The organism is Halomonas salipaludis, assembly GCF_002286975.1.
GTDB lineage: Bacteria > Pseudomonadota > Gammaproteobacteria > Pseudomonadales > Halomonadaceae > Franzmannia > Franzmannia salipaludis.
In genome coordinates this window covers 562,077-588,910 of the sequence record NZ_NSKB01000002.1, presented here as the reverse complement: position 1 = coordinate 588,910, position 26,834 = coordinate 562,077, and the positions used below count along the sequence as shown (strand labels likewise).

Here is a 26,834-nt window from a genome sequence, read left to right as displayed (position 1 = left end):
CCTACAAACGCGTAAAACAAAAAAGAGATTCTCGACCTACCCGAGAATCGTTACCACCTGCCCTGATCGCCAATAGCGCTGATTGGCGAGCCAGGAATGAGGAGAACGCCAACGTGCTTATCGGCAAGCCCGGCACCCCGACAACCGCTATCGCCACGGCCGATGCGGACTCCATTGAAATCCGCGGACGCGATCTGTGTACGGATCTGATGGGGCGCCTTTCCTATACCGAATTCTTCTTCCTACTCGTCACCGGCTACGAGCCAACGGAAGACCAACGCTATTTCTTGGATGTGCTGCTTCTATCCATCGCCGAGCACGGACTGACGCCGACGGTTCAGGCCGCCCGCATGACTCAGGACGCTGCCCCTGATTCTCTGCAATCTGCCCTCGCCGCCGGCATTCTGGGCTGCGGTACGGTGGTTCTCGGCACCTCGGAGCAGTGTGCCGAATTGCTGAACCGGGCCGCCGCCGAGGTCGCCGGAGGCCAGGATCCGGAGAAGGTGGTGGAGACCCACGTCCGCGCCCTGTTCGACGCCGGCGCCAAGCTGCCCGGTTTCGGCCACCCGCTGCACCGGCCGCTGGACCCGCGCACCCAACGGATTCTGAGTCTGGTGGAAGAGCGTGGCGTCGGCCAGATACATGTCGACCTGGCACAGCGCTTTCCGGCAGCCGTGGAGCGAGTGTACGGCAAGCCACTGCCGATGAACGTCTCCATGGCTATTGCCGCGGTCATGCTCGACCTCGGCTTCCCCGCGAGTATGGTCAAAGCCATCCCCCTATTGGCACGCACCGGAGGCATCCTGGCGCATCTTGCGGAAGAACAAACTAACCCGATCGGCTTCTTGATGGCCTCCCACGGTGAGGCCGCAATCAGCTATCAACACGATACACAGGAGAAGGGCGCGTGATGCATGAACCAGACATCGAGTCACGGCCCTGGGCGCAGCAGCAGCGGCTGGATGACGCCGCCTATCGGCGCCAGATCCAATACCTGCTGGACAACTCCACCTTCTACCGAGAGAAGCTCGGCAATGCCGGATTTTCCAGCGCAACCCAGATCGGCGGCCTGGACGCCATCAGCCGTCTGCCGTTCACCGAGAAGGACGAACTGCGGGCAACCCGCACCGCCGAGCAGCCGGTGGGAGCGCACTTGGCATGCGACCGGGACAAGATCGCCCGCATGTTCTCCACCAGCGGCACCACCGGCACACCGAGCTACATCCCGCTGACTGCTGAAGACCTGGCCCGCTGGGTGACCATCTCCTCGCGCAGCTACGCCGCCTCCGGTATCCAGCCAGGAGAGGGCATCATCACCACCTATAACGCAGGCCCCTTCGCGGCTGGCGCGGCTCTGGGTGCGTTCGACAAGCTCGGCATGTGCCACATCCCCATCGGCACCGGCAATACCGAACGGCTGCTGGCCGCCATCCAGCTGCTGCATCCGCAAACGGTGGTAGCGACGCCCTCCTACGCCCTGCATCTGATCGAGAAAGCCCGTGAGCGTGGTATGGATCTCGCCGACAGCAGCATCAACCGCGTGCTGGTCGCCGGCGAACCCGGTGGCGGGGAGCCCGGGCTTCGGGCACAGCTCCAGCAAGGTTGGGGCGCGCAGGTTACCGAGGCGATGGGTATTGGCGACATCGCAGTATCGCTGTGGGGCGAGTGCGATCAGCAGAGCGGTATGCACTTCGGGGGGCAAGGTATAGTGCATTTCGAACTCATCGATCCCGCCACCGGTGAGCAGGTGCCGATGACCAACGGCGCCCGCGGTGAATTGGTCTACACCCATCTCGCACATCAGGCGGCGCCATTGCTGCGTTTTCGCAGCCGGGATCATGTCGAACTGTGGACTTCCCCTTGTCCCTGCGGGCGCAGCGCGCCGCGGGTTCGCTGTATCGGTCGCACTGACGACATGCTAATCGTGCGCGGGGTTAACGTCTTCCCCACTGCGCTGCGCGAGGTCGTGAATGACTTCTCGCCGGCGGTGAGCGGCATGCTGCTGGTACGCCCCCAAGCCCCCGGAGTCAAGCAACAGCCGCCCCTCGCTGTCGATGTCGAGCTCGCGGACGGCGGCACCCCGGATCAGGATCTCGCCGCCCGCATTCAAGCCCGGATTCGAGAAACACTGGTGGTCTCTACGACCATCAACCTGGTTCCCTGGGGAACCCTTCCACGCAGCGAGTACAAGTCAAAACTCGTGAAATTTCCCGACACATGAAAACAACGCATTAATCTCGACAAGCAACAAGACAAGAATAAGCACGCCAGGAGAGAAACATGTCAATAGCACGTTCTGCAAAAGCCGGCGCCTTGATCAGCGCCTTGGGCATGGTCGCCGTCACCGCTAACAGCGCTGAAGCCACCAACATCCGCTACGCCGAGTATGGCCCCGATCGGGGCGTACGCGCTGAGGCGATCAAATGGTTTGCCAACGAGATCGAATCCCGCTCGAACGGCGAACTGACCATGAGCATCCACTGGGGCGGTGCTCTGGTCAGCGGCCGTGAGGCCATGGGTGCGGTGGAATCCGGCTTCATCGACGCCGGCACCTTCGTGCCCTCCTGGGAGCCCGAACTACTGCACCTATACGAGATCGGCGACCTGCCCATCGGCTCCGCCGACGCCTGGGTAGCAATGCGCTCGATCTTTGATCTCGCCACCACTCACGACGCGCTGGAGGATGAGTTTGCCAGCCATGACGCAACCTACCTCATGCAGTTCAACACCGGACCGGTGCAGCTGATCTGCCGCGACCCGATCACCTCCCTGGATGATTTCGACGGCCTGCGGATTCGGGCAGTCGGTCCGTACATCGACGCTTTCCAGGGGCTGGGCGCCGAGATCGTCTCCTTTCCCCAAGTGGAAGTGTACCAGGCCCTGGACAGCGGCCTGGTGGATTGCAACCAGGTTTACTGGAGCAATGTCACCGCCTACCGCCTGCATGAGGTTGCCGGTCACCTGATCGAGCTCGACTACGGCCAGATGCTCGGCCTGGTGGGGGTGATCAACAAGCGGCTCTGGGACTCGCTCAGCGATGAGCACCAGGCGCTGATGCGGGAAGTGGGCCAAGACACCACCGACTTCCTGGCCCAGCAGCTGCTGGAGCTTGGCGACAAGGTCAAGAGCGACCTGCGAAGCGGTCTCGATGGACACCAGGTGGAGATCAGTCAGGTTCCCGACTCCGTCATGGAGGCCATCCTGGCCGAAGGGGACGGTCTTGCCGACGACTGGCTTAACGCCGTCAATAGCAAGGGCCTACCGGGCGATAGTGTCATGCAGCATTTCATGGACGCGCAGGAACGCTATGCGGAGCAGCTTGACGCCGAAGGCTATCCCTGGGACTGATTCGCCCGCGCAAGAGGAAGGCAACCATGGACCAGAGTCCTGAGTACTACACACCGCCCCCAGGGGCGGGACTGCTGGAGCGACTGGTTCACCGGGTCGAGACCGCCGCCCTGGCGGTCTCGATGCTGGCGGTGATGCTGACCAGCGCAATCATCGGCCTGTCGGTGTTCGGCCGCTTCTTCCTGGGCCGCTCGATTCCCGACTCAGTGGTCATGGTGGAAAACCTGATGCCGGTCATCGTTGCTCTGCCGCTTGCCTATGTGGCTGCGCGACGCGGCCACATAGAGGTAGAGGTCTTCACCAACTGGCTGCCGCCACGCGGCCTGGCCGCGGTCAACCTGCTGGCAGATCTGGTGGGGCTGATCATCTTCGGCCTCATCGCCTGGGGCGCCTGGTCACTGCTGGAGCGGGACTTCATTTCCGGGCGCTTCCATGAAGGCGTGCTGCGCTTACCGTCCTGGCCCGCCAAGGCGATGTTCTTCCTTGGTATGGCACTGTTCAGTCTGCGGCTGTTCCTGAGCTTCATCGGCGATATTCGCCAACTGATCTTTGGTCGCAAGGCGACTGACCGGGACTGACCGGGGTTCCTCCCATGCAGCCCAGCCTGAATAAGTCCAACCCATTTCATCCGGGGAACTAACTGTGGATCCAGTACTGCTCGGCACCTCTGGTATGACAGCCGCGCTCCTGATGCTCATGCTTCGGGTACCTATCGCTTTTGCCTTGGGCGCATCAGCCGTGATCGGGGTGTTCCTGTTCTTTGCGTGGCCTGCCGGCGGGGCATTCAACCCTGACCGTGCCTGGCAGCCGCTGTTTTCGTTCCTGGCCACCAACCCTTATACCTTCCTGCACAGCTACCCGCTGGCCATGGCGCCGCTGTTCATCGCCATGGGACACATTGCCCACCGTGCGGGCTTCACCACGGATCTGTTCCACGCCATTCGCATCTGGATGCCGAAGATCCCCGGCAACCTGGCTATGGCCTCGGTAATGGGCTGCGGTGGCTTCTCGGCCATCACCGGCACCAGCGTGGCGTGTGCGGCGGCGATGGGCAAGATCGCCGTACCGGAGATGCGCAAGTACGGCTACAGCCCGGCGCTGGCATCGTCCTGTGTTGCCGCCGGCGGCACCCTGGGGGCGCTGATCCCACCGTCCCTGCTGCTGGTGCTGTACGGCATCTTTACCGAACAATCGGTCAGCCGTCTGTTCCTTGCCGGCCTGCTGCCGGGCATCGCCACGCTGGTGGCATACCTACTGGTGGTCGTGATCTGGGTGAAACTCAACCCGGCCTCCGCCCCTGCCGACGACCAGCGGCCAAGCTACGCCGACAAGGTCAAGGCGCTGCAGCGGGCATGGCCGTTCATGACCCTGTTCACGCTCATCGTCGGCGGACTGTACTTCGGCTTCTTCACGCCCACGGAAGCCGCCGCAGTAGCCATGTTCGTGGCCGTGATACTGGGCGTGATTACAGGCCGGCTGTCCATGGCCGGGTTCCTGGACGGCATCCGCGAGGCCGCTTACCAGACCGCCGTGGTGTTCGCCATCGCCATCGCCGCCAACATGCTGCTGTCATTCGTGGCACTCACCGGCGTCACCCAGGCGGCACTGATCTGGATCGAGGCGGCGGACATGTCGGTGTTCATGATCATGGCAGCCATCGTCCTGCTCTACATCATCCTGGGCACTTTCCTCGACCCCATCGGCATCGTGCTGCTGACCATCCCCTTGACCGTACCGCTGGTGGACGGCATGGGCATGAATCTCATCTGGTTCGGCATCGTCATCATCAAGCTGCTGGAAATCGGTCTGATCACGCCACCCATCGGACTGAACGTGTTCGTGATCAAGAGCGTGGTCGGGAAGGACATCCCGCTGATGCAGATATTCAAGGGCGTGACGTTTTTCTTGCTGGCCGACCTGGTGATCCTGGCTCTGCTGTTTGCCTGGCCGGGCCTGGCCCTGATCGTGCCGAACTCGATGTTCTGAGACCGATACCGGCAGAGCCGCTTAGAAAGGATGGGCCCCACTGACACAGCAGAACAGTGGCCGTATCAGACGCCTCTGAGGAGGCGTTATTGAGCAGAGCATAGTCCAGGGGCGAAGCCGATACATGGGGGTAACGCCCCAGATGCCTTTGCTTAGTGCCCACACCAGCTGCAGTGGTCGTGGGCGCCGAGCACGTCGTGTTCCTTCTCTCAAAATTTTCTCTTGAGGTGTTCCTGGCTTCGTTCTATAAAAGGAACAACTCCTTTATAAGGAACGGTTCATGCTCTCGACCACTTCGGCATTCGTTGGCGATCCTCCACGGCTGAACCGGCAGGAAAGAGAAGCCCTCGCCGGATGCCCGCTCGACGCTTTCTGGAGATGGTGTGTCTCAATGGCTTCGAGTTGTTGTAGCACCGGCGTGTCTTCGCCACTTCGGGGGCGGATGACTGGCAGGGTGGCACCCATTATGTGTTCGCTTTTCGTAAGCCCAGAGGACGGCTATGAGTGCATTGCCCAGCGGATTGGCAGGGGGGGTAGAAGGTGAGGGAGACCGATAGATTATGGGCGAATCGATAGACTTCAAGACCGTGCGCTTTCTAGCCGCTGATGGGTACCAGCTGTCAGGAAGCTATTTTCCTGCTGCTGACCCTCCTGAGGGCATGCCTGTGCTTATCTGCCCTGCCACCGGGGTTCGACAATCATTTTATTACGCATTTTCCCGTTGGTTAAGTAAGGAAGGCTATAGTGTATTGGTTTTCGACTATAGAGGTGTGGGTTCGTCACTTGCTGAATCACATGTGAAGAAATCCAAGGTTCGAAAACAGGATTGGGGCGAGTTGGACATGCCGGCTGCCCTGGAGTGGCTCTTGAAAAAGACAGGTGCCAGCCAGGCTGTTCTGATCGGCCACAGTGCTGGCGCTCAGTTGGTGGGGTTGATGCCGAACCATGAGTCGATAAGTCATTTGATTGCGGTGTCTGCTTCTTCTGGATATGTTGGAAATATAAAGTATCCTACTAGACTGGCGGCGATGTTTTTTACCTATTTCTATATTCCATTGGCAGTTAGAGTGCTGGGTTACGCACCCGCTAAGTGGATTGGTTGGGGGGAGGATCTACCTCCCATGGTGGCGCTGCAGTGGGCGAGATGGTGTCGTACCCCAGGCTATCTTGAAAGTGATTTCGGTGTGGAGGTGGAGCATGATTTTTATAAAGAACTGACTTGTCCTGTTACATTGTTTTCTGCTGATGATGACCCTCTTGCTACCAAAAATAATGTAAATGACTGGCTGAGGTTAATGCCCTTAGCCTCCAAGGAGATCGTTCATTTGAGGCCGCACGCATTGGGCTGTGACCCTATAGGTCATGTCAATATGTTCAGGTCTTCTCGCGGCAAGGTATGGCCGCTGCTCCTCAGCGCTATTAAAAGAAGGAAGGAAAAGTAAATCAGAATTGACCAGTGAAGTGAAGAAGATCGAAGCCCACATCCGTTTCCCTTGGCCACGGGATCTCCCCCAGGTGTTCCTCCAGGACATTGGTCATGGCATCAAGGCTCGTGAGCACTAGCTCGGTCTCTTGCTCGCGCCGCTGCTGTTCCTGCTCGTTGAAAGCTCGCGGCGCCGCCTCCCATTCGCTGAAGGCGCGTGTATCGCGTGCATATTGTTCAGCCAACCGCTCGTTCTGTTCTTGTAGCCGTCGCCCAGCAGGGGGCCAGATACGACTCCACAGCGTTTGCTGGAGGCTAGGCTTGAGCTGAGGCTCAGGCTTGGTAAATACTCGAGCCTAAATACTGACTACTCGCTATTATCTTCTGCAGCCTGGTCCCGGCGTCTCTGCATGGCATCGCTGAAGGCAGCCGCCAGGATGCCGGTAGGCATGGCGATCATGCCGATGCCAACGATAGCGGTCAGGCCCGCAAACAGCTGCCCAGCCGCGGTCACCGGTGTCACGTCCCCATAGCCCACCGTGGTGAGTGTGGCCACGCTCCACCACAGCGCCCTGGGAATGCTCCCGAAGGCCTCGGGCTGATGGCTGGCTTCCAGAACATAGATCACGCTGCTGGTGACGATCAGCAGTGCCACCGCCACCATCAGGCTGACCGTAAGTTCGTAGCGGCGTCCGCGCACTGCCGAATAGAGATCGCCGATCGCGTTGGAGAAGCGCCCCAAGCGAGCAAGTCTGAGCAAACGGATCAGCTTGAGCAGACGCAAGGCGAAGGCGTTGACGGCTCCCATGGTGAGGAAGAAAGGCAGGATTGCCAGCAGGTCGATGATTGCCCATGGGCTGACCATAAAGCGTAAACGTCCAGCCAGCCCTCGATAGCGGGGATCTTCGCCGGCCGCGATCACACGTGCGACGTACTCGACCAGGAAAGCCAAGGCCAGCACTGTCTCGGCGGTGGCGAAGATACTTGGAGCTAGCGCTCGAACGACCGGCTCCGTCTCCAAAACGGTCAGTGCTGTTGCGAGGATTATCAGACCGGCGATCAAGCGATTGGTGATCGATAGTCCAGGGGAGTCACGAGCGGTGGGCTCGAGCATCAGGTAAAGGCGACGGCGCCAACCCGCATAGAGGCCGAGGTCCTTGATAACCGGTGGCTGCATGCATTTCCCCTATACCGTCGCCAGCCCGAAGAACGGATACCTAGGCGCCCGTTGATGGCCAGAATGGGACAAACTAGCTTTGGGTGCTAGGCTGAATCTCATAACAGTATAACGATAACGCCAATACGTAAGGGATGGCTCTATGCCAACGGCTTCCAACGAGCCCCGCATCACCTTGCACTCGCATGACCGACGCGTGCGAGTCATCATTGATGGCACCCTGCTTGCCGACTCCACCCGCGCCATTGAACTCCGCGAACGCGGCTACCCGCCGCGGCAGTACATCCCCCGCGATGATGTAAGGATGGACCTGCTGATTCGCTCCGATACCGAAACCCACTGCCCCTTCAAGGGCGATGCCGCGTATTTCTCGTTTGGTGATCGGGCTGATGTGGCGTGGAGTTATGAGCGGCCGGCAGCGGATATGAAGGAGATTGCGGGTAGGTTGGCGTTTTATGAGGAAATAGTGGAATGACTGCTGACCTGACTCTCCGATGCTGATGCCTTAACATGTATCAAATTAATGTCTCTGGCCGGTTACTATCAGTATTAGGTGAAAAAATGGAACCAGAAGAATTTGTAATAGTGGTTCTCAGGTCTTTGGGTATTGAAGTGGAACAGATTGAAACGGGGGAGGGTAAGACCCCAGATTTCTTGGCGCATGCTGGTGATTCTGCATACCTGATTGAGCTGAAGACAAAATATAGTGATCCTGCGATATTAGAAGAGCGTGAGTCAGTTCTTGCAAGAGGAGAAGTGTTTAAAGAAGAAACGCCGGTAGCTAGAAGAAACAGGGTTTCGGGAGTAATTGCTAGTGCAGCAAAGCAGCTAAATAGTTATGCGTCAGTGAATCATGATTTTCAATTGGTCTTCCTTCTGGCTAGTGGGCATCATCCAGATGTGCAAATGTCGATTTTTGAAAATTGCTTATATGGGACAAAAGATACGGTTGATTTCATTGGTGAAGGTGGGGTCTTGCCAGCATATTTTGCTGATAATAGTGATTTCTTTAATCTTCAAGAATCCTTGGATGGTGCAATTGTCTCCACCTCACATGAAGCGAAATTATGCCTGAACCCATATTCTCCACGATATGAAGCGCTCAGTGATAGTGAATTAACCCGATTGTTTAAAGAAGGTGTTTGTGACCCTCTGCAGAAAGAGCGGGAGGGTATGGCTTTTGTAGTAGATGGTGATGTGAACCGAAGAAATGAAAATGAAGTGTTGGAGTTCCTAAAGCAGAAGTATGGGCGAGAAAAACTCATGTTTATTCAAATGAATCACTACTCTGGCACAATCTCGTTGCCGCATGAGTAAATTTCGCATAATGATTATGTGGAACGCATCTCTACTATGCGGATAAGGCCAAAAAATTCAAATGCTAATATGTAATGACGTTCTAAACGTCCGCGCCTGGCCGAGGCTGTGTGAAAACGTTTGAAGTGCCTAGAATAGGTTAAAAATCGATCAAAGCTGGTGCTCTCTCGCAAATTCTGAGGAGTTGCATGGCAAAATCACTCCAGATTTCGCGTACAAGTGTCTTCTTCAGAAAGGTCCAGGAGTTTTCACACTGCCTCGGCCGAAAGCCGACATCACCAGCACTGGCGGTGTCGGTCTCTAATATAGCTTCCCCAACCCACTCACCCTCATCAATGCCTCATCCAGCCCTCCACGCCCAGTCTCCACCAGCGTCAGCCAGTGCTTGGCGCGGGTAATGCCGGTGTAGACCAGCTCGCGGATGAGGATGAGCTGGGGCGTCGGTGAGTAGCGGGGCGGGGTGGGTGAATTCCGACCCCCGGCTCTGGGAGTAAAGTTACGTCGAAAGCTCGTGCTCGATGGCGGTGGCCACGAACTGATTGAGGCTCTGCCCCTTGGCGGTGGCGGCATCGACGGCGTTCCTGTGCAGCTCTTCAGGTAGGCGCACCTGGAACTTACCGGAGTAGGACTTAGTGGGCTCGATGCCTCGCTCCCGACACTCATCAAGGAAAACACGCAGCGAAACACGGCCTTCCTCGCGCAGCTTGGCCACGCTGTCGGCGTAGAAGTCGGCACCGCCGTTAAGGCCGGTAAACTCACCGCGGAACATCTCGATATCCGGGTCGTACTGGATGACGGCGCGATAGCCGTCGATGATCATGATGTTGTTCACGGGGTCTCTCCGTTCTCTTCCAACCACTTGCGGATGCTGGCCACTGCGCCCTTGTCGGTATCCGGTGAGGGGTGGGGCCGATGGAACACGCGCACCTCGCCAAACAGCACAACGGCGATACGCGAGCCCTCCCGTTCCTGGATGTCGGCGCCCAGCGCCCTAAAAAGCGACTCGATGTCGCTCCAGGGGATCGATCCTGGCGTAGGTCGGCTGAAGATGGCGGCCAGCGTCTTGGCGTGTTTTCGTTTCATGCTCCAATGGTACTGAATTTTAGTACCAAAAGCCAAGGCGCGCCACAACAGCTGGCCTGCGATAGGATGAGGGTGAGCTTTGCAGCACATTCAAGATTGCGGCGCTTAATCTTGGCCTGACGTTATCCCCAACCCACTCACCCTGACCACCTCCCGCGTCACTGCCTCATCCAGCATCCCACGCCCCGTCTCCACCAGCGTCAGCCAGTCCCGCGCGCGGGTGATACCGGTGTAGACCAGTTCCCGGGTGAGGATGGGGTTGGGCGCGTCGGGGAGCAGCAGGGTGGTGTGGGTGAATTCTGAGCCCTGGGATTTGTGCACCGTCATGGCGAATACGGTTTCCACCGCCTGCAGGCGGCTGGGTAGTACCCACTTGATGTCGCCGCTGCCATCACTGGCCGGAAAGGCGACGCGCAGGAGGGTGCGGCCGGGCGATTCGCTGGCGCTGCGGGCCTCGGGCACGGCGAGGGTGATGCCGATATCGCCGTTCATCAGCCCCAGGCCGTAGTCGTTGCGGGTGACGAGCACTGGGCGGCCTTCAAACCAGCCCTGTTCCAGCTCCAGGTCGCTGGCCTTGAGCCAGCCGGCGCGGCGCAGCGAGCGGCCGATTCTCGGGTTCAGCCCCTCGATGCCCCAGGTGCCTTTCCTCAGCGCACACAGCAGCTGGAAGTGCCCGTGGGCAGTGAGTACCTGGCGCGCCCAGTTGTCATAGGGTTGGCGCGCTTCGCCTTCGCCGAAGAAGGGCTGTGCGGGGCGCGCTGATTTCATTACTTCAAGGTAGTGGCCGTAGCCGACCGGTGGCGCGATGGTTTCACCGCGGCGGTCGTGGCGACCCTCACCGCTGTTGGTGAAGCCGGCCGGGTTGCCGTTAACCACCAGGCGGTCCAGCGCCGGGTCGTCGGCGTCCACCAGGGCGAGGCGGGCGATATCGGCGTAGCATGACTTTCCATCAGTGCCGAAGATCTCGCGTACGGCGCGTTTCTTCTCCTTCTGTGCTTCCTTGTCATTCTGGTCGGAACCAAGAGGGCGGTTGACGGCTTCGGCGAGCTGGCCGATGCCGCTTTTTGCATCGAAGCGGTGGCTTACCCGTAGCATGGCGATGGCCTGATCCAGCGGCTGGCCTGCCTCATCCTTGTACTCTTCGGGGATTGGCATGCCGCTTACCCGTTCCAGCCAGTCGCAGGTTGCTGGAGTGTAGTGGCCGCCTTCGGCGCGCTGGCACAGGTCGCCGAGCACGGCGCCGGCCTCCACCGAGGCGAGCTGGTCCTTGTCGCCGAGCAGGATCAGCCGCGCCCTGGTCGGCAGGGCGGTGAGTACGGCGGCCATCATCTCGATATCCACCATCGAGGCTTCGTCGATCACCAGCACATCCAGCGCCAGCGGGTTGCCGGCGTGGTGGCGGAAGTGGCGGGTGTCCGGCCGAGAGCCCAGTAGCCTATGGAGCGTGGTCACTTCGGTGGGGATGCTATCGCGCAGGGTTGAGATATCCACACCCTGTTGGCCCACGGCGGTGGCCAGTTCCACCAGCGAAAGCCCCTGCACCTGCTTGGCGATGGATTCGTTGAGGCGTGCGGCGGCCTTGCCGGTGGGGGCGGCCAGGCGAATGCGTAGCGGGCGCGGGCCCTGGTTTGTGGCGGGCTCGCCGAGGGCCAGCGCCTGCAGCAGGGCAAGCAGTTTGACCACGGTGGTGGTCTTGCCAGTGCCGGGGCCGCCGGTGATTACGGCGAAGTGGGCCTGGGCGGCGAGGGCGCAGGCGGTTTTTTGCCAGTCCAGCTGATGTTGCTCTGGGAAGAGGGCGGAGAGGGCGTTGGCCAAGGTGGCTGTATCGGGGCGCCTGTCGGCGCCATCGCGACTGAAGTCGCTCCCACGTTGGTTGGCGGGGGCATCATCGCGACTGAAGTCGCTCCCACGTTGGTTGGCGGGGGCATCATCGCGACTGAAGTCGCTCCCACATTGGTTGGCGTCGCTCCTACATTGGTTGGTGGAGAGACTTGGGAGGCGGGCGCCGATCAGTCCGCGGATGTCTTGCTCGTACTGCCAGTAGCGGCGCAGGTAGAGGCGCACGTTGGTGTCTCGCTCGCTGCGCACCAGCGGCGTATTGCCCGGGCCCTTGCTGTCCGCTACCAGGGTGGGGTGGTGCAGGGCGTCGCGCCAGGTGGCGAGTTCCAGCCCTGCCAACAGGTCGCTGGGCAGCGGCGGCGGGTCGCTGAGGTCGTCGCCTTCCGGCGGCAGCGAGAGTGCCAGGTCGGGGGCGGCGAGGGTCTGGGCGAGGTCGAGGCAGACGTGGCCGCGGCCGAGCTGATGGCTGGCGAGTGCGGCGGCGAGCAGCAACAGGGGCGACGCGTCGCTCACCTCGCGCTGGAAGAAGCTGGCCAGTGCTCGGTCCAGCGCGCGCAGCCAGCCGCGCTCCACCCAGCGGTCGAGCAGGGCGAATAGCGCCTGGGTGTCGTGGAGTGCGGCCTGCACGTTGTCCTGCGCGGTTTGGGGTGCTTCGGCAGCGTCGGGCTCGTTCAGGTCGGCGAACAGGTCCGGGGTGCCATCGTCGTGGTGCTTGCTGCGCTGGCTCATGCCTGGGCCTCCGGCTCGTTGAGGGCGGCGCCTGCCGCTTGGGTGTCGCCCTGGAACAGCGCGTCCATCGCTTCGATCAGCTCTCGCGGGGGGCGCTCGGCGTGCACGCCGCGGCTCTCCGCATTGGCGCCCCTGAGAAAGACCGTAAGCGAGCCGCCGATGTGCCGGTCGTAGTCGTAGCCCGGCAGGCGGGCCTTGAGCAGCCGGTGCAGGGCCAGCAGATAGAGCGCGTACTGCAGGTCGTAGCGCTTCTCGGCGATGGCCTGCTGCATGGCCTGGGGGGCATAGGCGGCGTCGTCCGGCCCCAGGTGGTTGGATTTCCAGTCGGCCACGTAGTAGTGCCCATCAAGTTCGAACACCAGGTCGATAAAGCCCTTGAGCATGCCGTTGAGGGTGTCGGCATCCAGCGCGGGGCGCGGCAGGCGGGTATTTGCGCTGTCATAAGGGCTAGGCAGTGTGTAAGCACTTACGAGGGCGTCCAGCCGGCGGGTGTCGACCTTGCTGGCGGCGAACCAGAACTCCATCTCCACCTGGTAGCTCGTCAGCGTTTCGAGGGTGAGGCTGCCCGCGCCGTTGGGTAGCGGCAGCGGGGCGGCGAGCAGGGTGCCGAACCAGCCGTGCAGGGTATTCAGCCACGGCTGCCAGCCGCGCACCTGGCAGCGCCTGGCCAGGGTCTCCTCGCGGAGGGCCGGGTCGCGGGCCGCGCGGGCAAAGCCCAGCTCGCCGGCCCATTCGAGAATGCCGTGAAGGAAGGTGCCGGGGCCGGGGCCACGTGGGAACCTGTGCAAGGAGGGCAGTGGTTCGCTCTGGCCGCTGTCATGCGGCTCTTCAATCACTTCCAGCGCGGTGGCTTCCAGGGCGGTGGCCGGCTCGGCGAGCGGGGCGCCGGTTGTTGCAGCAAGCGAGGCAGTCTGAGGGCTCGACGGTAAGTCAGTGCTTACTGGGGCGGTCGTAGTTTCAATAGAAAGCATGTCTCCCGAGAGGCGCAGCGCCGAGTAGCTGGCGATCCACCAGTGCTCGCGGGCGGGGCGCGTGGGGGTGCGTGCTTCGCCGAGCAGTTCGTCGCGCTCGCTCTGGGTGACGATCTGGGCGTGGGCCGGCGGTGCCGGGGCGATCTCGATAGCGGCGCAGTCGCCCTTGAGCCTCTTCAGTACTTCTTCAAAAACGCTGGGCCCGATCGGCTCGCCGTTGGCCAGCAGCTGGCCGATGGCGCTGCCTTCGCCGCCCTTGAGCGGGGCCATGCCGAGCCAGGTGGCGTGGCGGGCGCGGGTCAGCGCCACGTAGAGCTTGCGCAGGTCCTCGCCCAGACGCTCGCGGTCGACGGTGGCCAGGGTCTCCTCGTCGGCCTCCAGGCTGATGCGCAGGCGGCCTTCGGCGTCGTGCCAGCGCAGCGGCGAGTCGTCCTTCTTGGTCGGGCGGTGGCTGCAGATAAAGGGCAGGAACACCAGCGGGTACTCCAGCCCCTTGGACTTGTGAATGGTGATGACCTGCACCAGGTCGGCGTCGCTCTCCAGGCGCAGCTTATGGGTGTCGCCCTGGCCTTCGGGATGGGCGATGGATTCGGCGAGAAAGCGGATCAGCGCGTGTTCGCCGTCGAGCTCCTGGCTGGCGTGCTGCAGCAATTCCCCTAGATGGAGCAGGTCGGTAAGTGCTCTCTCACCGTCGCTGGCAGGCCCCCAGGCGAGCAGCCGCGTCGCCACGTCGAAGTCGTGGATGATCTTGCGCACCAGCGGCAGCACGCCCTGGCGCTGCCAGAGCCGGTGGTAGTCGCGGAACTGCAGCACGCGGCTTTCCCAGGCCAGCTCATCCTCGTTCAATCTATCGAGCGTGGCGATATCGAGCCCCAGCACCGGGGTGGCCAGGGCGGTGCGCAGCAGCCTGTCATCCTCGGGTTCGGCGCAGGCGCGCAGCCAGGCGTCGAGCTGGGTAGCGACCGGCGAGGCGAACACCTTGTCCTTATCGGAGAGGTAGACGCTCTTCACCCCGCGCCGGGCCAGCGCCTGGCGGATCGCCCGCGCCTCGCCCAGGCCGTTGACCAGCACCGCCATGTCAGAGGGCTTGAGCGGCTTGAACGCTTCGCCTTGCTGGAAGCCTGTGAGGCCGCCTTGTCCCTCGTTGAGCAGCTCTACCATATACGAGGCGCAGCGCTCGGCCATCACGCCGTGGTAGGCGGTCTTGGAGAGCGGCTCGTCGCTCTCTAGCTGCCACAGGGTCATGGCCGGTAGCGTCTGGCCCTGGCGGGTAAGTGAGTCCTTGCGTCCCTTGGCGCCAACCGCATTGAAAGGAACGGGGTTCCCCTCGGGGGAATTGAACAGGAAGGCACCGGGCGGGTGCGCCTCGGCGAATTCGAAGCAGCGGTTCACGGCTTCGACCATCTCGCTGCTGGAGCGGAAGTTGGTGCCCAGGGTGACGTGGCGGCCTTGGGTGTCGCGGCGGGCGCGCAGGTAGGTATGGATGTCGGCGCCGCGGAAGGCGTAGATCGCCTGCTTGGGATCGCCGATCAGGAACACGCCGGTCTCAGGCGAGTTCTCGCGGATGCGGTAGACGCAGTCGAAGATGCGGTACTGCACCGGGTCGGTGTCCTGGAACTCGTCGACCAGGGCGACCGGGAACTGGCGACGGATCTGCGCGCCCAGCGCCTCGCAGTTGGGGCCGGCGAGGGCGCGGTCGAGATGGACGAGCAGCTCGTTGGGGCCCATCTCGGCGCGGCGCTCCTGCTCGCGGTCGAGCCGCGCCCGGCACCAGTGCACGGCGTGGGTGAGCAGGTCGGCGTAGGGGGCGGGCAGGGTGTTGAGCTCGTCCTGCAGCGTTTCCAGCGCGGCCAGCGCCGGGTGGTTCGGCGGCTCGCCCTTGAGCCAGATATCGGCCATGCCCTGGGGCGTGAGGCGCTTCCAGGCGGCGTCGGTCAGGCCGGGCCAGGTGGCATCGCCCTGGGACCAGTCGTGTAGCGCGCCTAGCCAGTTGGCGCGGCTCTTGGCGTTGAAGCTCTGGCCCTTGAAGGCCTTCTGCCGGGTGGCCTCTTCGAACACATCGCGCAACTGCTCGACCCACGTGGCCCACGGCGCCTTGAGCTCTGCCAGGCGCTCGGCGGTTTCGCGCTGGGCGTTGGCCACGGTGTCGGCCGGGGGCGGGGCGCCCTTGTTGAGCGCATCACATTCGGGCATCAGCCCGCGCACGGCAGCGTGCAGTTGCTCGGGCGTACTCCAGTGGCGCACCACGCTGGCCAGTTCGTCGGTGTTGAGCGGGTAGTAGAAGCTGCGCCAGTAGTCGCGCACCACTTCGAGTTCCAGCTCGGTCTGGTCGTTTTCCAGGTCGAGGGAGAACAGGCTGCCGCTGTCGAAGGCGTGCTCGCGCAGCATGCGGTAGCACCAGCTGTGGATGGTGGAGACGGCGGCCTCGTCCATCCATTCGGCGGCGAGCTGCAGGCGCCGGGCGCAGGCTGGCCAGGTGGCGGGATCGTAGTGGTCACGTAATTGAAGAAGTAGCTCGTCGCCCTCGGCATCTTCCGCCGGTTGCAGAAAAACATTCGCCGCCTCTACGAGCCTGGCGCGAATCCGCTCGCGCAGCTCCTGGGTAGCGGCATTGGTGAAGGTGACGACGAGGATTTCGGGCGGCGTGAGCGGGCGCTCGAAGGCGGCGTCGTCCTCGACTGAGCGGGCGCCGAGTACCAGGCGCACGTAGAGCAGGGCGATGGTGAAGGTCTTGCCCGTGCCGGCGCTGGCTTCGATCAGGCGGCTGCCGTGCAGAGAAAAGTCGAGCGGATTTAGCTGCGTGACGTCGCTCATGGCGTCTTCCCTTTTCCTTCTTCACCCTTCCCTCTTCGCTCTTCCTTCTTCTTGTCCCCTTTCACGGCAAGATGCACCGGGGCGAGTAGCCGGTCGGTGAGTTCGGCAAAACCGAGAGTGTCCTGGCGGGCTTCGTAGAGCCGGGTGAAGGTTGGCCAGCGGTGGGCGAGGTAGGCGTTGCGGCCCACTTCGCCGGCGTTGTAGTCGTCACCCTCGTAGGTCTTGCGGGCGGCGTGCCAGGCGTCGCTGTCGCGCTCACTCTCCGGCGTGCCCAGTTTGCTGAGCCAGACGAAGGCGGTGTCGCAGGCCAGCGGCAGCGGCTCGCGCATGCCGGCCTGCCAGGCTTTGACGATCTCGCGCAGGTGGCCGCGGGCGAGTTCCGGGTCAAGCGGCGGCAGTGTCACGTGGCCCGCCTTGGAGAGCAGTCTCGTCGTCATGGCTTGGCCTTCCAGATGACCGGCCAGGTGCGCCACCCAGTGGCGCAGGATGTGTTGCCAGTGGTACTTGCCCTTCTTGATCAAGCTGCTGCTGACCAGCACCAGGCGGCAGCGGTTGCCGCTTGCGTCGCTGCGCAGTTCGTCGAGCCAGTCTTCCAGGGGCGGTGCGCCGGGCACGTTGAGCTGCACCGGCTCGGGCTCTTCGATGGCGTGGGGCCACTCGTCCAGCGCGGCCTCGTAGGCTTCGAACAGTTCCGGCATCGGTTCGGTGAGCTGCTCGCGCATGCGCTCGCCGAAGGCGCCCATGGCCAGCACGCCTTGGCCCTGCAGGCGGTCGAGGGTGGCGAGCATGGCGGGCTCGCGGGGTTGGTGCTCGTCCACGGCGCGGCGCTGCTCGCGGATCAGCAGGTCCTGTAGCTGCCAGTTGGCGAGGCCGTCCAGGGCGAAGGGCTCGTGGTCGAGGCTGACGATGTCTTCGCGCTCCAGGGAGACCTTGAGCCGGGTGGTAAAGAAGGCCTTCGCCGGGTCGCGCAAAAAATTACCCAGTTGGTGCAGTGTCAGCGGGTTCTCATGCTTGAATTCACCCAGGTCGAGGGGCGCGGCTTCCGACGTCGCTTCTCCGTGTGCTTGTCCGTGAATGTCGCGCCACTCGTGGGCATAGGTAAACAGCCGCCGGGCCGAGACGTCGCGCTCGCCCTGCTGTGCCTCGCTGGGGAAGTAGCTGCGGCTGAAGGGCTGCAGCGGGTGCGCGGTGGTGAGCGAATCGAGCAGATCAGCGCCGTCCGTCGTGTGCCAGCCGGCCTGGAGGTGGTCGCGCAGCTGGCCGACCAGCACCGAGGGCGGTTTTTCGTTGTTGTCGACGATGCTGCGGCCCACCCAACTGACGTAGAGCTGCTCGCGGGCGGAGAGCAGCGCTTCCAGGAACAGGTAGCGGTCGTCCTCGCGGCGCGAGCGGTCGCCGGGGCGGTAGTCGCCGTTCATCAGGTCGAAGTCCATCGGCGGCTGGCTGCGCGGGTAGTCACCGTCGTTCATGCCCAGCAGACAGACGCGCTTGAAGGGGATGGCGCGCATCGGCATCAGGGTGGCGAAATTGACGGCCCCGGCCATGAAGCGCTGCGACAGGCTCGACTCGTCGATCTGCCCCAGCCAGTGCTCGCGCACCACGGAGAGCGGAAGGTTGCGAGTCAGCCCGGCCTCATCGGCGCTCTCCTGCCACTCCTGCAGCGTCTGCTCGAGCTGGGCCAGCATCAGGCTGTCCTCGGGCGTGTCGGCGAGAAAGCTCGCTTCCAGCAGGGCACGCAGACGCTGCACCCAGCCGCTCACGTCGGTGGGCTCGCGCAGGCTGCGCCACTGCTGTTCCAGGGTTTCCAGCAGCGCGGCGAGGGGGCCGGCCAGCGCCGCATCCAGGCCGCCGATGTCGTCGAAGGGCTCGATGCCCTGCCACGGGCCGCTGGCGGCCTCGCCCACGGCGTAGCCCAGCAATAGCCGGCGCAGGCCGAAGGCCCAGGTGTTCTGCTCCATGCCCTGTGGCAGGTCGAGGCTGCCGCGCTGGCCGGCATTGAGTCCCCAGCGGATGCCGGCGCCCTCGATCCAGCGGCGCAGGGTGGGTACGTCGTCTTCCTCGATGCCGAAGCGTGCGCGCAGGGCGGGCACGTCAATCATGTCGAGCAGGTCGCTCACCGAGAGGCGTAGCTCCGGCAGGCGCAGCAGTTTCTCCAGCGCGATCAGCAGCGGCAGGCGGTGGCGGCTGCCCTGGTCGGAGAGCGTGAAGGGGATGTAGCGCGGGTCGTCGCGCTCGATCTGACCCCTCGCATATTGACCGAAGACCGCCTGCACATGGGGCGCGTAGTGGTCGATGTCCGGCACCATCACGATCACGTCGCGGGGCTTGAGGCTGGGGTCGGCGCTGAAGGCGGCGAGCAGCTGGTCGTGGAGGATCTCCACCTCACGCTGGGGGCTGTGGGCGGCGTGGAAGACGATGGAGTCGTCGCGGCTGGGGTCCACCGCCGGCCAGGTGTCGCGGGTCTCGTGCAGCGGGCGCAGCTCGCGGATGTCGTCCTGCAATTGCTGCAGCAGCCGGCCGTCGCCCTCGCCCACGAAGGGCTCGAACAGGTCGATGCGTAGCGAGTCGGCGGCGAACAGGCGCTGGTACTGCTGGGCGTCGTCGTGCTCGTCGAGCAGACGCAGGTAGTCGCGGCCCTGCTTGCCCCAGGCAGCCAGCAGCGGCTGGGCGTGCAGGTGCAGGCTCTCCTCACCGTCACCATCGCCGAGCACGTCGAGCTGTGCCGGCATGCCGGCCTTGCGCTGCTGCCGGTAGCGCTGGGCGCGGAGCAGGTCCTTGTGCTCGATGATGTCGGCCCAGTAGTGCTGGCAGGGGTTGTGCACGCACAGCACCACCTGGCTGCAGCGGGCGATGGCAGCCAGTGCTTCCAGCGACTGCTGCGGCAGCGACGAGATGCCGAACACCATCACCCGCCTTGGAAGATCAACGGGGCGGTTGTCGCCGTCGAGCTGGCGCGCCGCCTCGAGGAAGCGCCGGTGCACCATGGCGCGGCTGGAGGCCACGCCGTTGTCGCCCACGTCTTCGATCAGCGCACGCCACAGGGCGGGCTGCCAGCGCTGGGTGTCGGGAAGCGCCTGGGCCTGGCCGCGGGCGGAGATCAGCACGTCCTCGCCGCGGCCCCAGGCGTCGAGCCAGTCGGCGCGGTACACCTGGTACTGATCGAACAGGTCGGCCAGGCGCTCGGCGAGCTGGTGGTGCTTGCGCAGGTCGTTGTCGCCTTCGAGGAAGCGGCGCAGCGGGGCGAATTCGTCGCGTGGCATCAGCTCGGGCAGCAGGCGCAGCAGCCGCCATATCAGGTGCGACTTGTCGAAGGGCGAGGTGGCCGGCACCGCGTTGGGGTCGCCTTCCACATGGTTGAGCACCGCGCGGTAGGCCTGCCACAGGAAGCGCGCCGGCAGGGTGACGTCCAGCGCGGCGGCGATGCCGCTGCCGCCGTCGGCCTCGTCGGCGGCCAGCGCCAGCTTCATCCACTGGCCGATGCCGTTGCTCTGCACCAGGATCGTCTCGTACTCGAGGGGGCTGAGCGGGTGGCGCTTCATCCACTCCACCGCCAGGCCGCGCAGATCCTCCAGGCGATTGCCGTGAACGACCATGAAGCCGGGCGGTAGGGCGGTGGTGGCGAACGGCATGGCGGGTCCTTGCTCGGGAGGTGAGGCAAGGCCTCATGGTGCCGTAAAAGCGTAGGCGGATAAACGCGGTTGATGCATGAAAGTTCGCATGCGAAGTTGATTTTTACTATAGTTCATATGCGGACTGTCATTCCCGCAGGAGCAAGTCCATGAACGCTGAACAGCAGGTCGAACGCCCCGATACGGCCACCCCCGAAGCCGGTCGCGTCGCATTGACGTTCTTCTTCAACGTCATGGGGTTATGGGGCTGCACGCCGGCCCAGCAACGCATCCTGCTGGGCAGTATCGGCAATACCACCTACCACAAGTACAAGAAGCTGCCTCAAGTCCGTCTGCCACATGACACCCTGGAGCGAATCTCCTACCTCATGGGGATCCACAAGGCGCTGCGCATCCTCTTCAGCAGCAGCCCCGACAAGGCCTATGAATGGGTGCACAAGGCGAATGCCGCCGCGCCGTTCAATGGGCAGTCGGCCCTCGAGTACATGCTGCATGGCCGCGTGGTGGACCTGGCGGATACCCGGCGCTACCTGGACAGTGTCCTGGGATGAGCGGGGTGGAGACCTGCCTACCGGCGTGGCGAAATGCTTACCGCATCATCAACAGCGCCTATCCTCCCATCGCCGTGTTCGAGGACACCCTGGATCCGGAAGACCTGGAGCTGGCTTTTGCCATCGAGGCGATGACCAACGACAGGTTGCTCGAGGAGGCCGGACAACTGAACCGAGTGCCACCGCATGATCGTGTCGCGGGCTCCGGCTCTTCTCCCATCATGGCGGCCTTTACCCATATCGGGCGGCCATCGCGTTTTACCGACGGCAGCTACGGGGTCTACTTCTGCGCCAGCACGCTGGATGCGGCGATTGCCGAGACCCGCTACCACATGGCCGAGTTCCTGGCGGCGACCCGCGAGGCCAGCGTCGAAATCACCATGCGAAGCTATATCAACACCGTTACCCGGGCGCTGCACGATGTGCGAGTGGGTTACCCCGAGCTGCACGACCCGGACTCGGCCACCTATCCGAGGGGCCAAGCATTTGCCTCGCGTCTCAGGGCGGAAGGGGCGTGGGGCATTCTCTACAATAGCGTCAGGCAACCGGGGCACGAATGTGCGGCGGTATTTCGACCGCCGGCGCTGAGCATACCCGTCCAGGGTCCGCATCTTCGCTATGTGTGGGATGGCAGGGCGCAGGCCGTGACCCACGTCTTGGAAGTCGCCGAGCACCGCTGGGATGACCATGGCCCATGACATTAGCGACCTCTAGAACATCAGCGCCGGGCGTTGCCATGCGTGTCCCGGTCGAACGCAGCGGCCTCGTCCAGCAGCCAGTCGATAAAGCGTGCCACCGCAGGCGGTGCCTCGCCGCGAGGTGGCGTCAGCAGGTCGTAGGTCAGCGGTGAGGCGAGCACATGGCGCTCGCCGAAGGGGCGCACGAGCACGCCACTATCGAGCCGATCCATCGCGATAGGGTGGTTGGCCAGCATGATGCCCCGCCCGGCGATAGCCTGGTCCAGGGCCATGCTGAACAGTGAGTGGCGGTGTTGCGGTGGCGCTACCTTGTCGCCGACGCCAGCGGCATCGAGCCATGCCCGCCAGCCGGGGAAGCTGATTCCCTGCTGCGACTCCCAGGCGACTTCGAGCAACCGGTGGTTGGCCAGATCCGCTGGCTGCATGGAGCGCTCGTAATGCGCCAGCAGAGACGGAGCGCAGACCGGAAACAGCTCATCGTCGAACATCCGGTGGCTTTGCGCCTCTGGCCAGGGGCCGCGGCCGTAGCGAATCGCCAAGCGAGCGCCATCGCCTTGCCAAGCGGGTGTGGTGAGCGACTGGCTGGCATCCAGGGAGATGTCGAGGCCACCCAACGTGGCGTCGAACTCCGCCAAACGGGGAAGTAACCACAGCTGCATAAAGGATGGCGGTGCGCTTAACGTCAGTAGCGGCGCTTGATGGGCATGCCGGCGTGCGGCCATGACCCCGGCGGCAATCCTTTCCAGGCCGCTGTCGATATCTTTCGCCAGTTGCCGCCCGGCCTCATTCAGTTGCACACCATTTGCGTGGCGCGCGAAGAGGCTAATGCCGAGGCGCTCTTCGAGCTGCTTGATCTGCCGGCTGACCGCACCGGGGGTCACGCCTAGGCGACTGGCGGCACTCTTGAAGCTCTCGGTACGCGCCGCCTCGGCGAAGGCTCGCAAGGCGTTCAGGGGCAGGCGTTCGATCTTCATAGGGTGACTTTTCCTGATCCTAGGCTGTCACATTAATCGGTTGGTGCCTCCCATGGCAAATGCTCAACTGAGCATTAACTGTCATCGAGGGGGTGCTATGCAAGATACCAAGCGGTTGAGTAATACTGCGGCTATTGAGGGCTGCGCGCCGATGCGCTGCCACCTGGATTTGCAGGCCAGTATGCTGATGGTGCTGTTCTGTTTGGCGCTGGGCTTTCAGCAGGTGGCGATCAAGATAGTTGCCACGGATATCTCGCCGCTGGCGCAGGTTGCCCTGCGTTCTGCTTTTGCGGCATTGCTGGTGGCGGCCCTGGTGCATTGGCAAGGGATCCGAGTTGCCGATATGCGCGCCCACTTGGGGCCTGGCATCCTGGTGGGGCTGGGGTTTAGCGCAGAGTTCGTGTTCGTGGCATGGGGGCTGACCTACACCCTGGCATCGCATATGTCGGTGTTTCTCTATACGGCACCGGTGTTCGCAGCCCTGGGGCTGCACCTGCTGGTGCCGGGGGAGCAGCTCAAACGGCGCCAATGGTGGGGCGTTGGGCTGGCCTTTGGCGGGATGGTCTTTGCCATGGCACCCGACACCGAGATCGAGCATGCCGCCGATATCCTGCGCGGCGATCTCCTCGGCTTGCTGGCCGGCCTTTCCTGGGCCGCCACCACGCTGGTGATACGTCGCTCCTCCCTCTCCGAAGCGCCGCCGGTGCAAACGTTGTACTACCAGCTTGCCATCGCCGCGCTACTGCTGTTGCCGCTGAGTGCGATGCTGGGCGACCTGGGCCGCATTCAGCTGAGTGGGGCGGCGGTCGCCAGCCTGGCTTTCCAGACCCTGGCCATATCGTTTGCCGCACTGCTGCTCTGGTTCGCACTGCTACGGCGTTACTTGGCTTCGCAACTGGGCGTCTTCTCGCTGCTGTCGCCGGTATTCGGCGTGCTATTCGGTGCCCTGCTGCTCGGCGAGCCGTTAACGATCAACTTCGTGGTGGGTGGCGTGGCGCTACTGGCGGGGCTGTTGATCGTGACCCGCTGAGAGGGTGTCTACAAAAGGGCTGCACTCGATAATACGTCGTTAAAAATTAACTCAATATATCCACCCATCGCGGCTAAAGCCGCTCCTACACTGGCTTTGCCACTATTCCCTTGTGGGAGCGACTTCAGTCGCGATGCGGTGCGCAGCGCTGCCGGGCACCCCGTAAACTCCGCTATTGGACTCACGACATCCCTGTCGTTCGCTTTTCGAGCAGCAGAGCTGTCCAAATCGTCAATCCTGACGATTTGTCGTCAATTTTTGCTTTGCGACCCACATGGATGTGGGAAGTGCGTTGGCCCGTCGGGAACGGGCCTAGCCCTTGCCCTCGTTCGCCTGTTTTGTAAACACCCTCTGATGGGTCAGAGCAGGCCGAGAGGCACCTCGCCCGCCTCGTGGGCCAGCAGCCACTGTTTGCGGCCAAGTCCGCCGGCGTAGCCGGTCAGCCGCCCGTCACTGCCGATCACCCGGTGGCAGGGCACCACGATGGCAATCGGGTTCTTGCCGTTGGCCGCGCCTACGGCACGCTGGCCGCCTTTGCAGCGCAGCTGTTCGGCGATCTCGGCGTAGCAGCGGGTTTCGCCGAAGGGGATGCCGGCAAGCGCCTCCCAGACCCGACGCTGGAAGTCGGTGCCCCGCGGCGCCAGCGGTAGGTCGAAGGCCCGGCGGGTACCGGCGAAGTACTCCTCGAGCTGCTCCTTGGCCTGTGCCGTCAGTGTGCTTGGCTGGGGCGCATCGTCTTGGTTGGCAACGAACGCCACCTCGGTGAGCCCAGCGTCGTTGGCGCGGAGTCGGATCAGGCCCAGGGCATCGGCACAAGGGGGGCAGTAGTAATCCACCATGAAACCGGTCAGGGAAGTATCGGCAAGCGGCATGGGCATCCTCTGCGAAATGCGGGCAGTTACCCATGGATGTTGCATGAGCAACGCCAGCAGGTCCACGGTGGCGTAACGACTCTTTTTTGATAATGCGTCTCGTTTGTTTCATGATGTAGCGCTACTGATGTCATCGCTACGCGACGCTTGCCTGCCCTATGCCCACCTCACCACGCTCACTGTTGAAGATGTTTCTCGGGGAACGCCCGCGGTTGGTCCAGAGGATCAGCCGTATCGTCGACAACGAGGCCGAAGCCGAAGACCTGGCCCAGGATACCTTCGTCAAGCTGTGGCATCGCCAGCCAAGGGAAGATGATTCCGTGGGGCTGCTCTACCGTACCGCGCACAATCTGGCGCTCGACCATCTGCGCGCCCAGAAGGTACGCCAGCGTCACCAGGAGGGGGCTCAGGCAGAAGAGCAGGATGACGCGCATCCCAGTCCCGAGGCGATCGCTGCCACGTTGGAGCGCTGGGGTTACCTGATGGCGGAGCTGGACGCACTGCCGGCGCGCACGCGGCGCATTTTTCTGCTCAACCGCGTCGAGGGCGAGACCTATGCCGCCATTGCCGAGCGGTTGGGGGTTTCGGTGAGCACCGTGGAGAAGGAGATGATGCGGGCGATGCGGGCATGTCGCCAGTGGCAACGTCGGCATGATCAAGAATGAGGGAATCCGCTAGCTGGCACGTTACTAGAAAGACAACCACAAGTGCCGAAACAGTGATGATGGTGTGATGAGGAGATGTTCCAAGGTGGCGTTACCTTCACAGGAGACGCTCGACGATGAAGCCATGGCCTGGTTTCTGCGCCTGAGAGACCCCTCTGCCAACGAGGCGGATCGGCGTGCTTTCGAGGCGTGGCTGGCGCGGAGCGAGCGACATGCCGAGGCCTACGCAGAGGCGGAGCGACTATGGCAAGCAGTGGAAGCGCCGGCCAGGTTACTCGCCGAGCGCGAAGCGAGTGCCCGCCCGGCCTCGTCGCATCAATCCTGGCCCTGGGCGGCGGCAGCGTGCCTGCTGCTGACGCTACTGCTCGGCTTCGGCGCGTGGCGCGATCCCGGACTGTTCGACAGATGGATGGCGGACTTGGCCACGGCTCCGGGGCATAGCCAGCAGGTGACGCTGGAAGATGGCACTCGGCTGTTTCTCGATGCCGATAGCGCCGTGGATATCGAGATGACGGATGGCGGACGGCAGCTGACGCTGCGCCGAGGCCGGCTGTGGGTGGATGTGACCCATGAGCCGACGCGATCCTTCTCGGTATTGGCCGGTGAGGCGAGAACCCAGGTCTTGGGCACGCGCTTTGCCGTAGAGCGTCGCGCCGGTGATGTCCGTGTCACCGTGGAGGAGGGGCGTGTCGCCGTCTCCCATGGCCAGGGTGCCGAGAACGCCGAACAGGTGGTACTGGGTGCCAATCAGACGATCGAGCTTCACGCTGGCTCAGCGCTTGGGATGCCCAGCGAGATCGATGCCTGGGGCCGGCTGGCCTGGACCCGCGGCCAGCTGCTGTTCGATCAGACCGCGCTCGGCGAGGTGGCCGTGCAGCTCGAGCGCATGCTGCCGGGGCGGGTGGTGGTCAGTGGCGATGAGGCGGGGGCGTATCGGCTTTCCGGCAGTTTTCCCGCCAATGATCCCGACGCCATTCTCGACGCCCTGGAAACCAGCCTGGGGATAACCGTCAGGCGGCTGCCAGGGGTTACCTGGCTGGCGTCTCCGACGCATCCCTCTAATCATCCCTCCCACCAAGAGGTCCCTTCCCTATGACGAGGCTTCCATGGAAACAGTGACTCCGCCGGAGCAGACCACCGTTCAGTCGCTCAGCAAGCGTCTCAAGCATGCCACCCGAGAGCAGCATGAGCGGGTCGATCACGCGATCATGGCGTTGCGTCCTTTCGACGACCTGGAAGGCTATGCCCGCTTCTTGAGGGTCCAATATGGCTTTCAGCAGCGTGGCTTGCCCTGCTACCGCGATCCACGCTTAGCCGACTGGATCTCTGACCTGACCCTACGTTGCCGATACGCTGCAGTGGTCCGCGACTGTCAGGACTTGGGCGTCGAGGTTGAACAGCAGGCAGAGACCAAGCCGACCGGGGCGCTGCTTAGTGAGGCGGCGTCCCATCTGCTGGGCTGGCTGTATGTTAACGAGGGCTCCAATCTGGGGGCGGCCTTTCTGTTCAAGCGCGCCGCCGAGCTGGGGCTATCTGCCAGCTACGGGGCGCGCCACCTGGCGCCCAGCGACGACGGCCGCGGCCTGCACTGGCGACACTTCACCCAGCAGCTGGATGCGATAGCGCTAAGCGAGGCAGACATCGCCCAGGCGGTCGCTGGGGCCAAGGAGGCTTTCGCCTATGTCGAAGCGCAGGCGCGTTCGCTGGTTCGTTGAGGTGTCAATTGCC

Annotated in this window: 23 protein-coding genes and 1 pseudogene; 14 read left to right on the top strand and 10 right to left on the bottom strand. The window is 63.1% G+C overall.

The window, feature by feature from the left end:
• The first annotated feature begins 113 nt into the window (after positions 1 to 113).
• The 6 genes from CK498_RS06630 to CK498_RS06605 all read left to right on the top strand — a co-directional run bounded on the left by CK498_RS06630 (position 114) and on the right by CK498_RS06605 (position 6,776).
• Positions 114 to 911 (top strand): citryl-CoA lyase, encoded by a 798-nt coding sequence (locus CK498_RS06630; RefSeq protein ID WP_095620050.1) that lies wholly within the window; start codon positions 114 to 116, stop codon positions 909 to 911.
• Complete coding sequence (locus tag CK498_RS06625) at positions 911 to 2,221, top strand: phenylacetate--CoA ligase family protein (protein ID WP_095620049.1); 1,311 nt, start codon at positions 911 to 913, stop codon at positions 2,219 to 2,221. Before CK498_RS06630 ends, CK498_RS06625 begins: the two co-directional genes overlap by 1 nt.
• Before the next feature lie 59 nt (positions 2,222 to 2,280).
• Positions 2,281 to 3,348: a C4-dicarboxylate TRAP transporter substrate-binding protein gene (locus CK498_RS06620; RefSeq protein ID WP_095620048.1), complete on the top strand. Its 1,068-nt coding sequence runs from the start codon at positions 2,281 to 2,283 to the stop codon at positions 3,346 to 3,348.
• Positions 3,349 to 3,374: 26 nt separating this feature from the next.
• Positions 3,375 to 3,926, top strand: coding sequence for a TRAP transporter small permease (locus tag CK498_RS06615; protein ID WP_095620047.1), 552 nt, complete (start codon positions 3,375 to 3,377; stop codon positions 3,924 to 3,926).
• Positions 3,927 to 4,020: 94 nt separating this feature from the next.
• Positions 4,021 to 5,334, top strand: a complete 1,314-nt coding sequence (locus CK498_RS06610; protein ID WP_095620046.1) for a TRAP transporter large permease — start codon at positions 4,021 to 4,023, stop codon at positions 5,332 to 5,334.
• Between the two features lie 560 nt (positions 5,335 to 5,894).
• Positions 5,895 to 6,776 carry an alpha/beta hydrolase family protein gene (locus tag CK498_RS06605; protein WP_095620045.1) on the top strand — a complete coding sequence of 294 codons (882 nt, stop codon included), beginning with the start codon at positions 5,895 to 5,897 and terminating at the stop codon, positions 6,774 to 6,776.
• A gap of 1 nt (position 6,777) precedes the next feature.
• Here the strand turns inward: CK498_RS06605 and CK498_RS06600 are convergent, their stop codons facing one another.
• Positions 6,778 to 7,002, bottom strand: coding sequence for a hypothetical protein (locus CK498_RS06600; protein ID WP_095620044.1), 225 nt, complete (start codon positions 7,000 to 7,002; stop codon positions 6,778 to 6,780).
• Between the two features lie 122 nt (positions 7,003 to 7,124).
• Positions 7,125 to 7,934: an ion transporter gene (locus CK498_RS06595; protein WP_229358985.1), complete on the bottom strand. Its 810-nt coding sequence runs from the start codon at positions 7,932 to 7,934 to the stop codon at positions 7,125 to 7,127.
• A gap of 142 nt (positions 7,935 to 8,076) precedes the next feature.
• On the opposite strand from CK498_RS06595, the gene CK498_RS06590 reads away from it, so the two are divergent.
• Positions 8,077 to 8,409 (top strand): DUF427 domain-containing protein, encoded by a 333-nt coding sequence (locus CK498_RS06590; protein ID WP_095620043.1) that lies wholly within the window; start codon positions 8,077 to 8,079, stop codon positions 8,407 to 8,409.
• Between the two features lie 86 nt (positions 8,410 to 8,495).
• Positions 8,496 to 9,251, top strand: a complete 756-nt coding sequence (locus CK498_RS25685; RefSeq protein WP_217987702.1) for a hypothetical protein — start codon at positions 8,496 to 8,498, stop codon at positions 9,249 to 9,251.
• Positions 9,252 to 9,551: 300 nt separating this feature from the next.
• Here CK498_RS25685 and CK498_RS26850 read toward each other — a convergent pair.
• The 6 genes and pseudogenes from CK498_RS26850 to recC all read right to left on the bottom strand — a co-directional run.
• Positions 9,552 to 9,738, bottom strand: a pseudogene (locus CK498_RS26850) (ATP-binding domain-containing protein); the annotation flags it as partial.
• 9 nt (positions 9,739 to 9,747) lie between these two features.
• Positions 9,748 to 10,083: a type II toxin-antitoxin system HicB family antitoxin gene (locus CK498_RS06585; RefSeq protein WP_095620042.1), complete on the bottom strand. Its 336-nt coding sequence runs from the start codon at positions 10,081 to 10,083 to the stop codon at positions 9,748 to 9,750.
• The gene (locus CK498_RS06580; protein ID WP_066444310.1) at positions 10,080 to 10,334 is read right to left on the bottom strand and encodes a type II toxin-antitoxin system HicA family toxin; all 255 of its coding nucleotides are present in this window, start codon (positions 10,332 to 10,334) and stop codon (positions 10,080 to 10,082) included. The genes CK498_RS06585 and CK498_RS06580 overlap by 4 nt, the downstream gene beginning before the upstream one ends.
• A 105-nt stretch (positions 10,335 to 10,439) precedes the next feature.
• Complete coding sequence (gene recD / locus CK498_RS06575; RefSeq protein ID WP_229358984.1) at positions 10,440 to 12,902, bottom strand: exodeoxyribonuclease V subunit alpha; 2,463 nt, start codon at positions 12,900 to 12,902, stop codon at positions 10,440 to 10,442.
• Complete coding sequence (recB, locus tag CK498_RS06570) at positions 12,899 to 16,687, bottom strand: exodeoxyribonuclease V subunit beta (protein WP_095620041.1); 3,789 nt, start codon at positions 16,685 to 16,687, stop codon at positions 12,899 to 12,901. Before recB ends, recD begins: the two co-directional genes overlap by 4 nt.
• Positions 16,684 to 20,316: an exodeoxyribonuclease V subunit gamma gene (gene recC / locus CK498_RS06565; RefSeq protein WP_095620040.1), complete on the bottom strand. Its 3,633-nt coding sequence runs from the start codon at positions 20,314 to 20,316 to the stop codon at positions 16,684 to 16,686. Before recC ends, recB begins: the two co-directional genes overlap by 4 nt.
• Before the next feature lie 149 nt (positions 20,317 to 20,465).
• On the opposite strand from recC, the gene CK498_RS06560 reads away from it, so the two are divergent.
• On the top strand, positions 20,466 to 20,867 hold the full coding sequence (locus CK498_RS06560; protein ID WP_095620039.1) for an MbcA/ParS/Xre antitoxin family protein: 402 nt from the start codon (positions 20,466 to 20,468) through the stop codon (positions 20,865 to 20,867).
• Positions 20,864 to 21,565 (top strand): RES family NAD+ phosphorylase, encoded by a 702-nt coding sequence (locus tag CK498_RS06555; RefSeq protein WP_095620038.1) that lies wholly within the window; start codon positions 20,864 to 20,866, stop codon positions 21,563 to 21,565. The genes CK498_RS06560 and CK498_RS06555 overlap by 4 nt, the downstream gene beginning before the upstream one ends.
• Before the next feature lie 20 nt (positions 21,566 to 21,585).
• Here CK498_RS06555 and CK498_RS06550 read toward each other — a convergent pair whose 3' ends face one another.
• A complete protein-coding gene (locus tag CK498_RS06550; RefSeq protein ID WP_095620037.1) occupies positions 21,586 to 22,539 on the bottom strand; it encodes a LysR substrate-binding domain-containing protein in 954 nt (317 codons plus the stop codon).
• A 97-nt stretch (positions 22,540 to 22,636) separates the two neighbouring features.
• Here CK498_RS06550 and CK498_RS06545 point away from each other — a divergent pair, with 97 nt between their 5' ends.
• A complete protein-coding gene (locus tag CK498_RS06545) occupies positions 22,637 to 23,569 on the top strand; it encodes a DMT family transporter (RefSeq protein ID WP_095620036.1) in 933 nt (310 codons plus the stop codon).
• 359 nt (positions 23,570 to 23,928) lie between these two features.
• Here the strand turns inward: CK498_RS06545 and CK498_RS06540 are convergent, their stop codons facing one another.
• A complete protein-coding gene (locus tag CK498_RS06540) occupies positions 23,929 to 24,441 on the bottom strand; it encodes a methylated-DNA--[protein]-cysteine S-methyltransferase (protein WP_267873739.1) in 513 nt (170 codons plus the stop codon).
• Between the two features lie 212 nt (positions 24,442 to 24,653).
• Between CK498_RS06540 and CK498_RS06535 the strand changes: the two genes are divergently transcribed.
• The 3 genes from CK498_RS06535 (at position 24,654) to CK498_RS06525 (ending at position 26,821) form a co-directional block, all read left to right on the top strand.
• A complete protein-coding gene (locus CK498_RS06535) occupies positions 24,654 to 25,106 on the top strand; it encodes a sigma-70 family RNA polymerase sigma factor (protein WP_176475737.1) in 453 nt (150 codons plus the stop codon).
• An 85-nt stretch (positions 25,107 to 25,191) separates the two neighbouring features.
• On the top strand, positions 25,192 to 26,202 hold the full coding sequence (locus tag CK498_RS06530; RefSeq protein ID WP_176475736.1) for a FecR family protein: 1,011 nt from the start codon (positions 25,192 to 25,194) through the stop codon (positions 26,200 to 26,202).
• A gap of 10 nt (positions 26,203 to 26,212) precedes the next feature.
• Positions 26,213 to 26,821 (top strand): biliverdin-producing heme oxygenase, encoded by a 609-nt coding sequence (locus CK498_RS06525; protein ID WP_095620033.1) that lies wholly within the window; start codon positions 26,213 to 26,215, stop codon positions 26,819 to 26,821.
• Positions 26,822 to 26,834 lie beyond the last annotated feature (13 nt).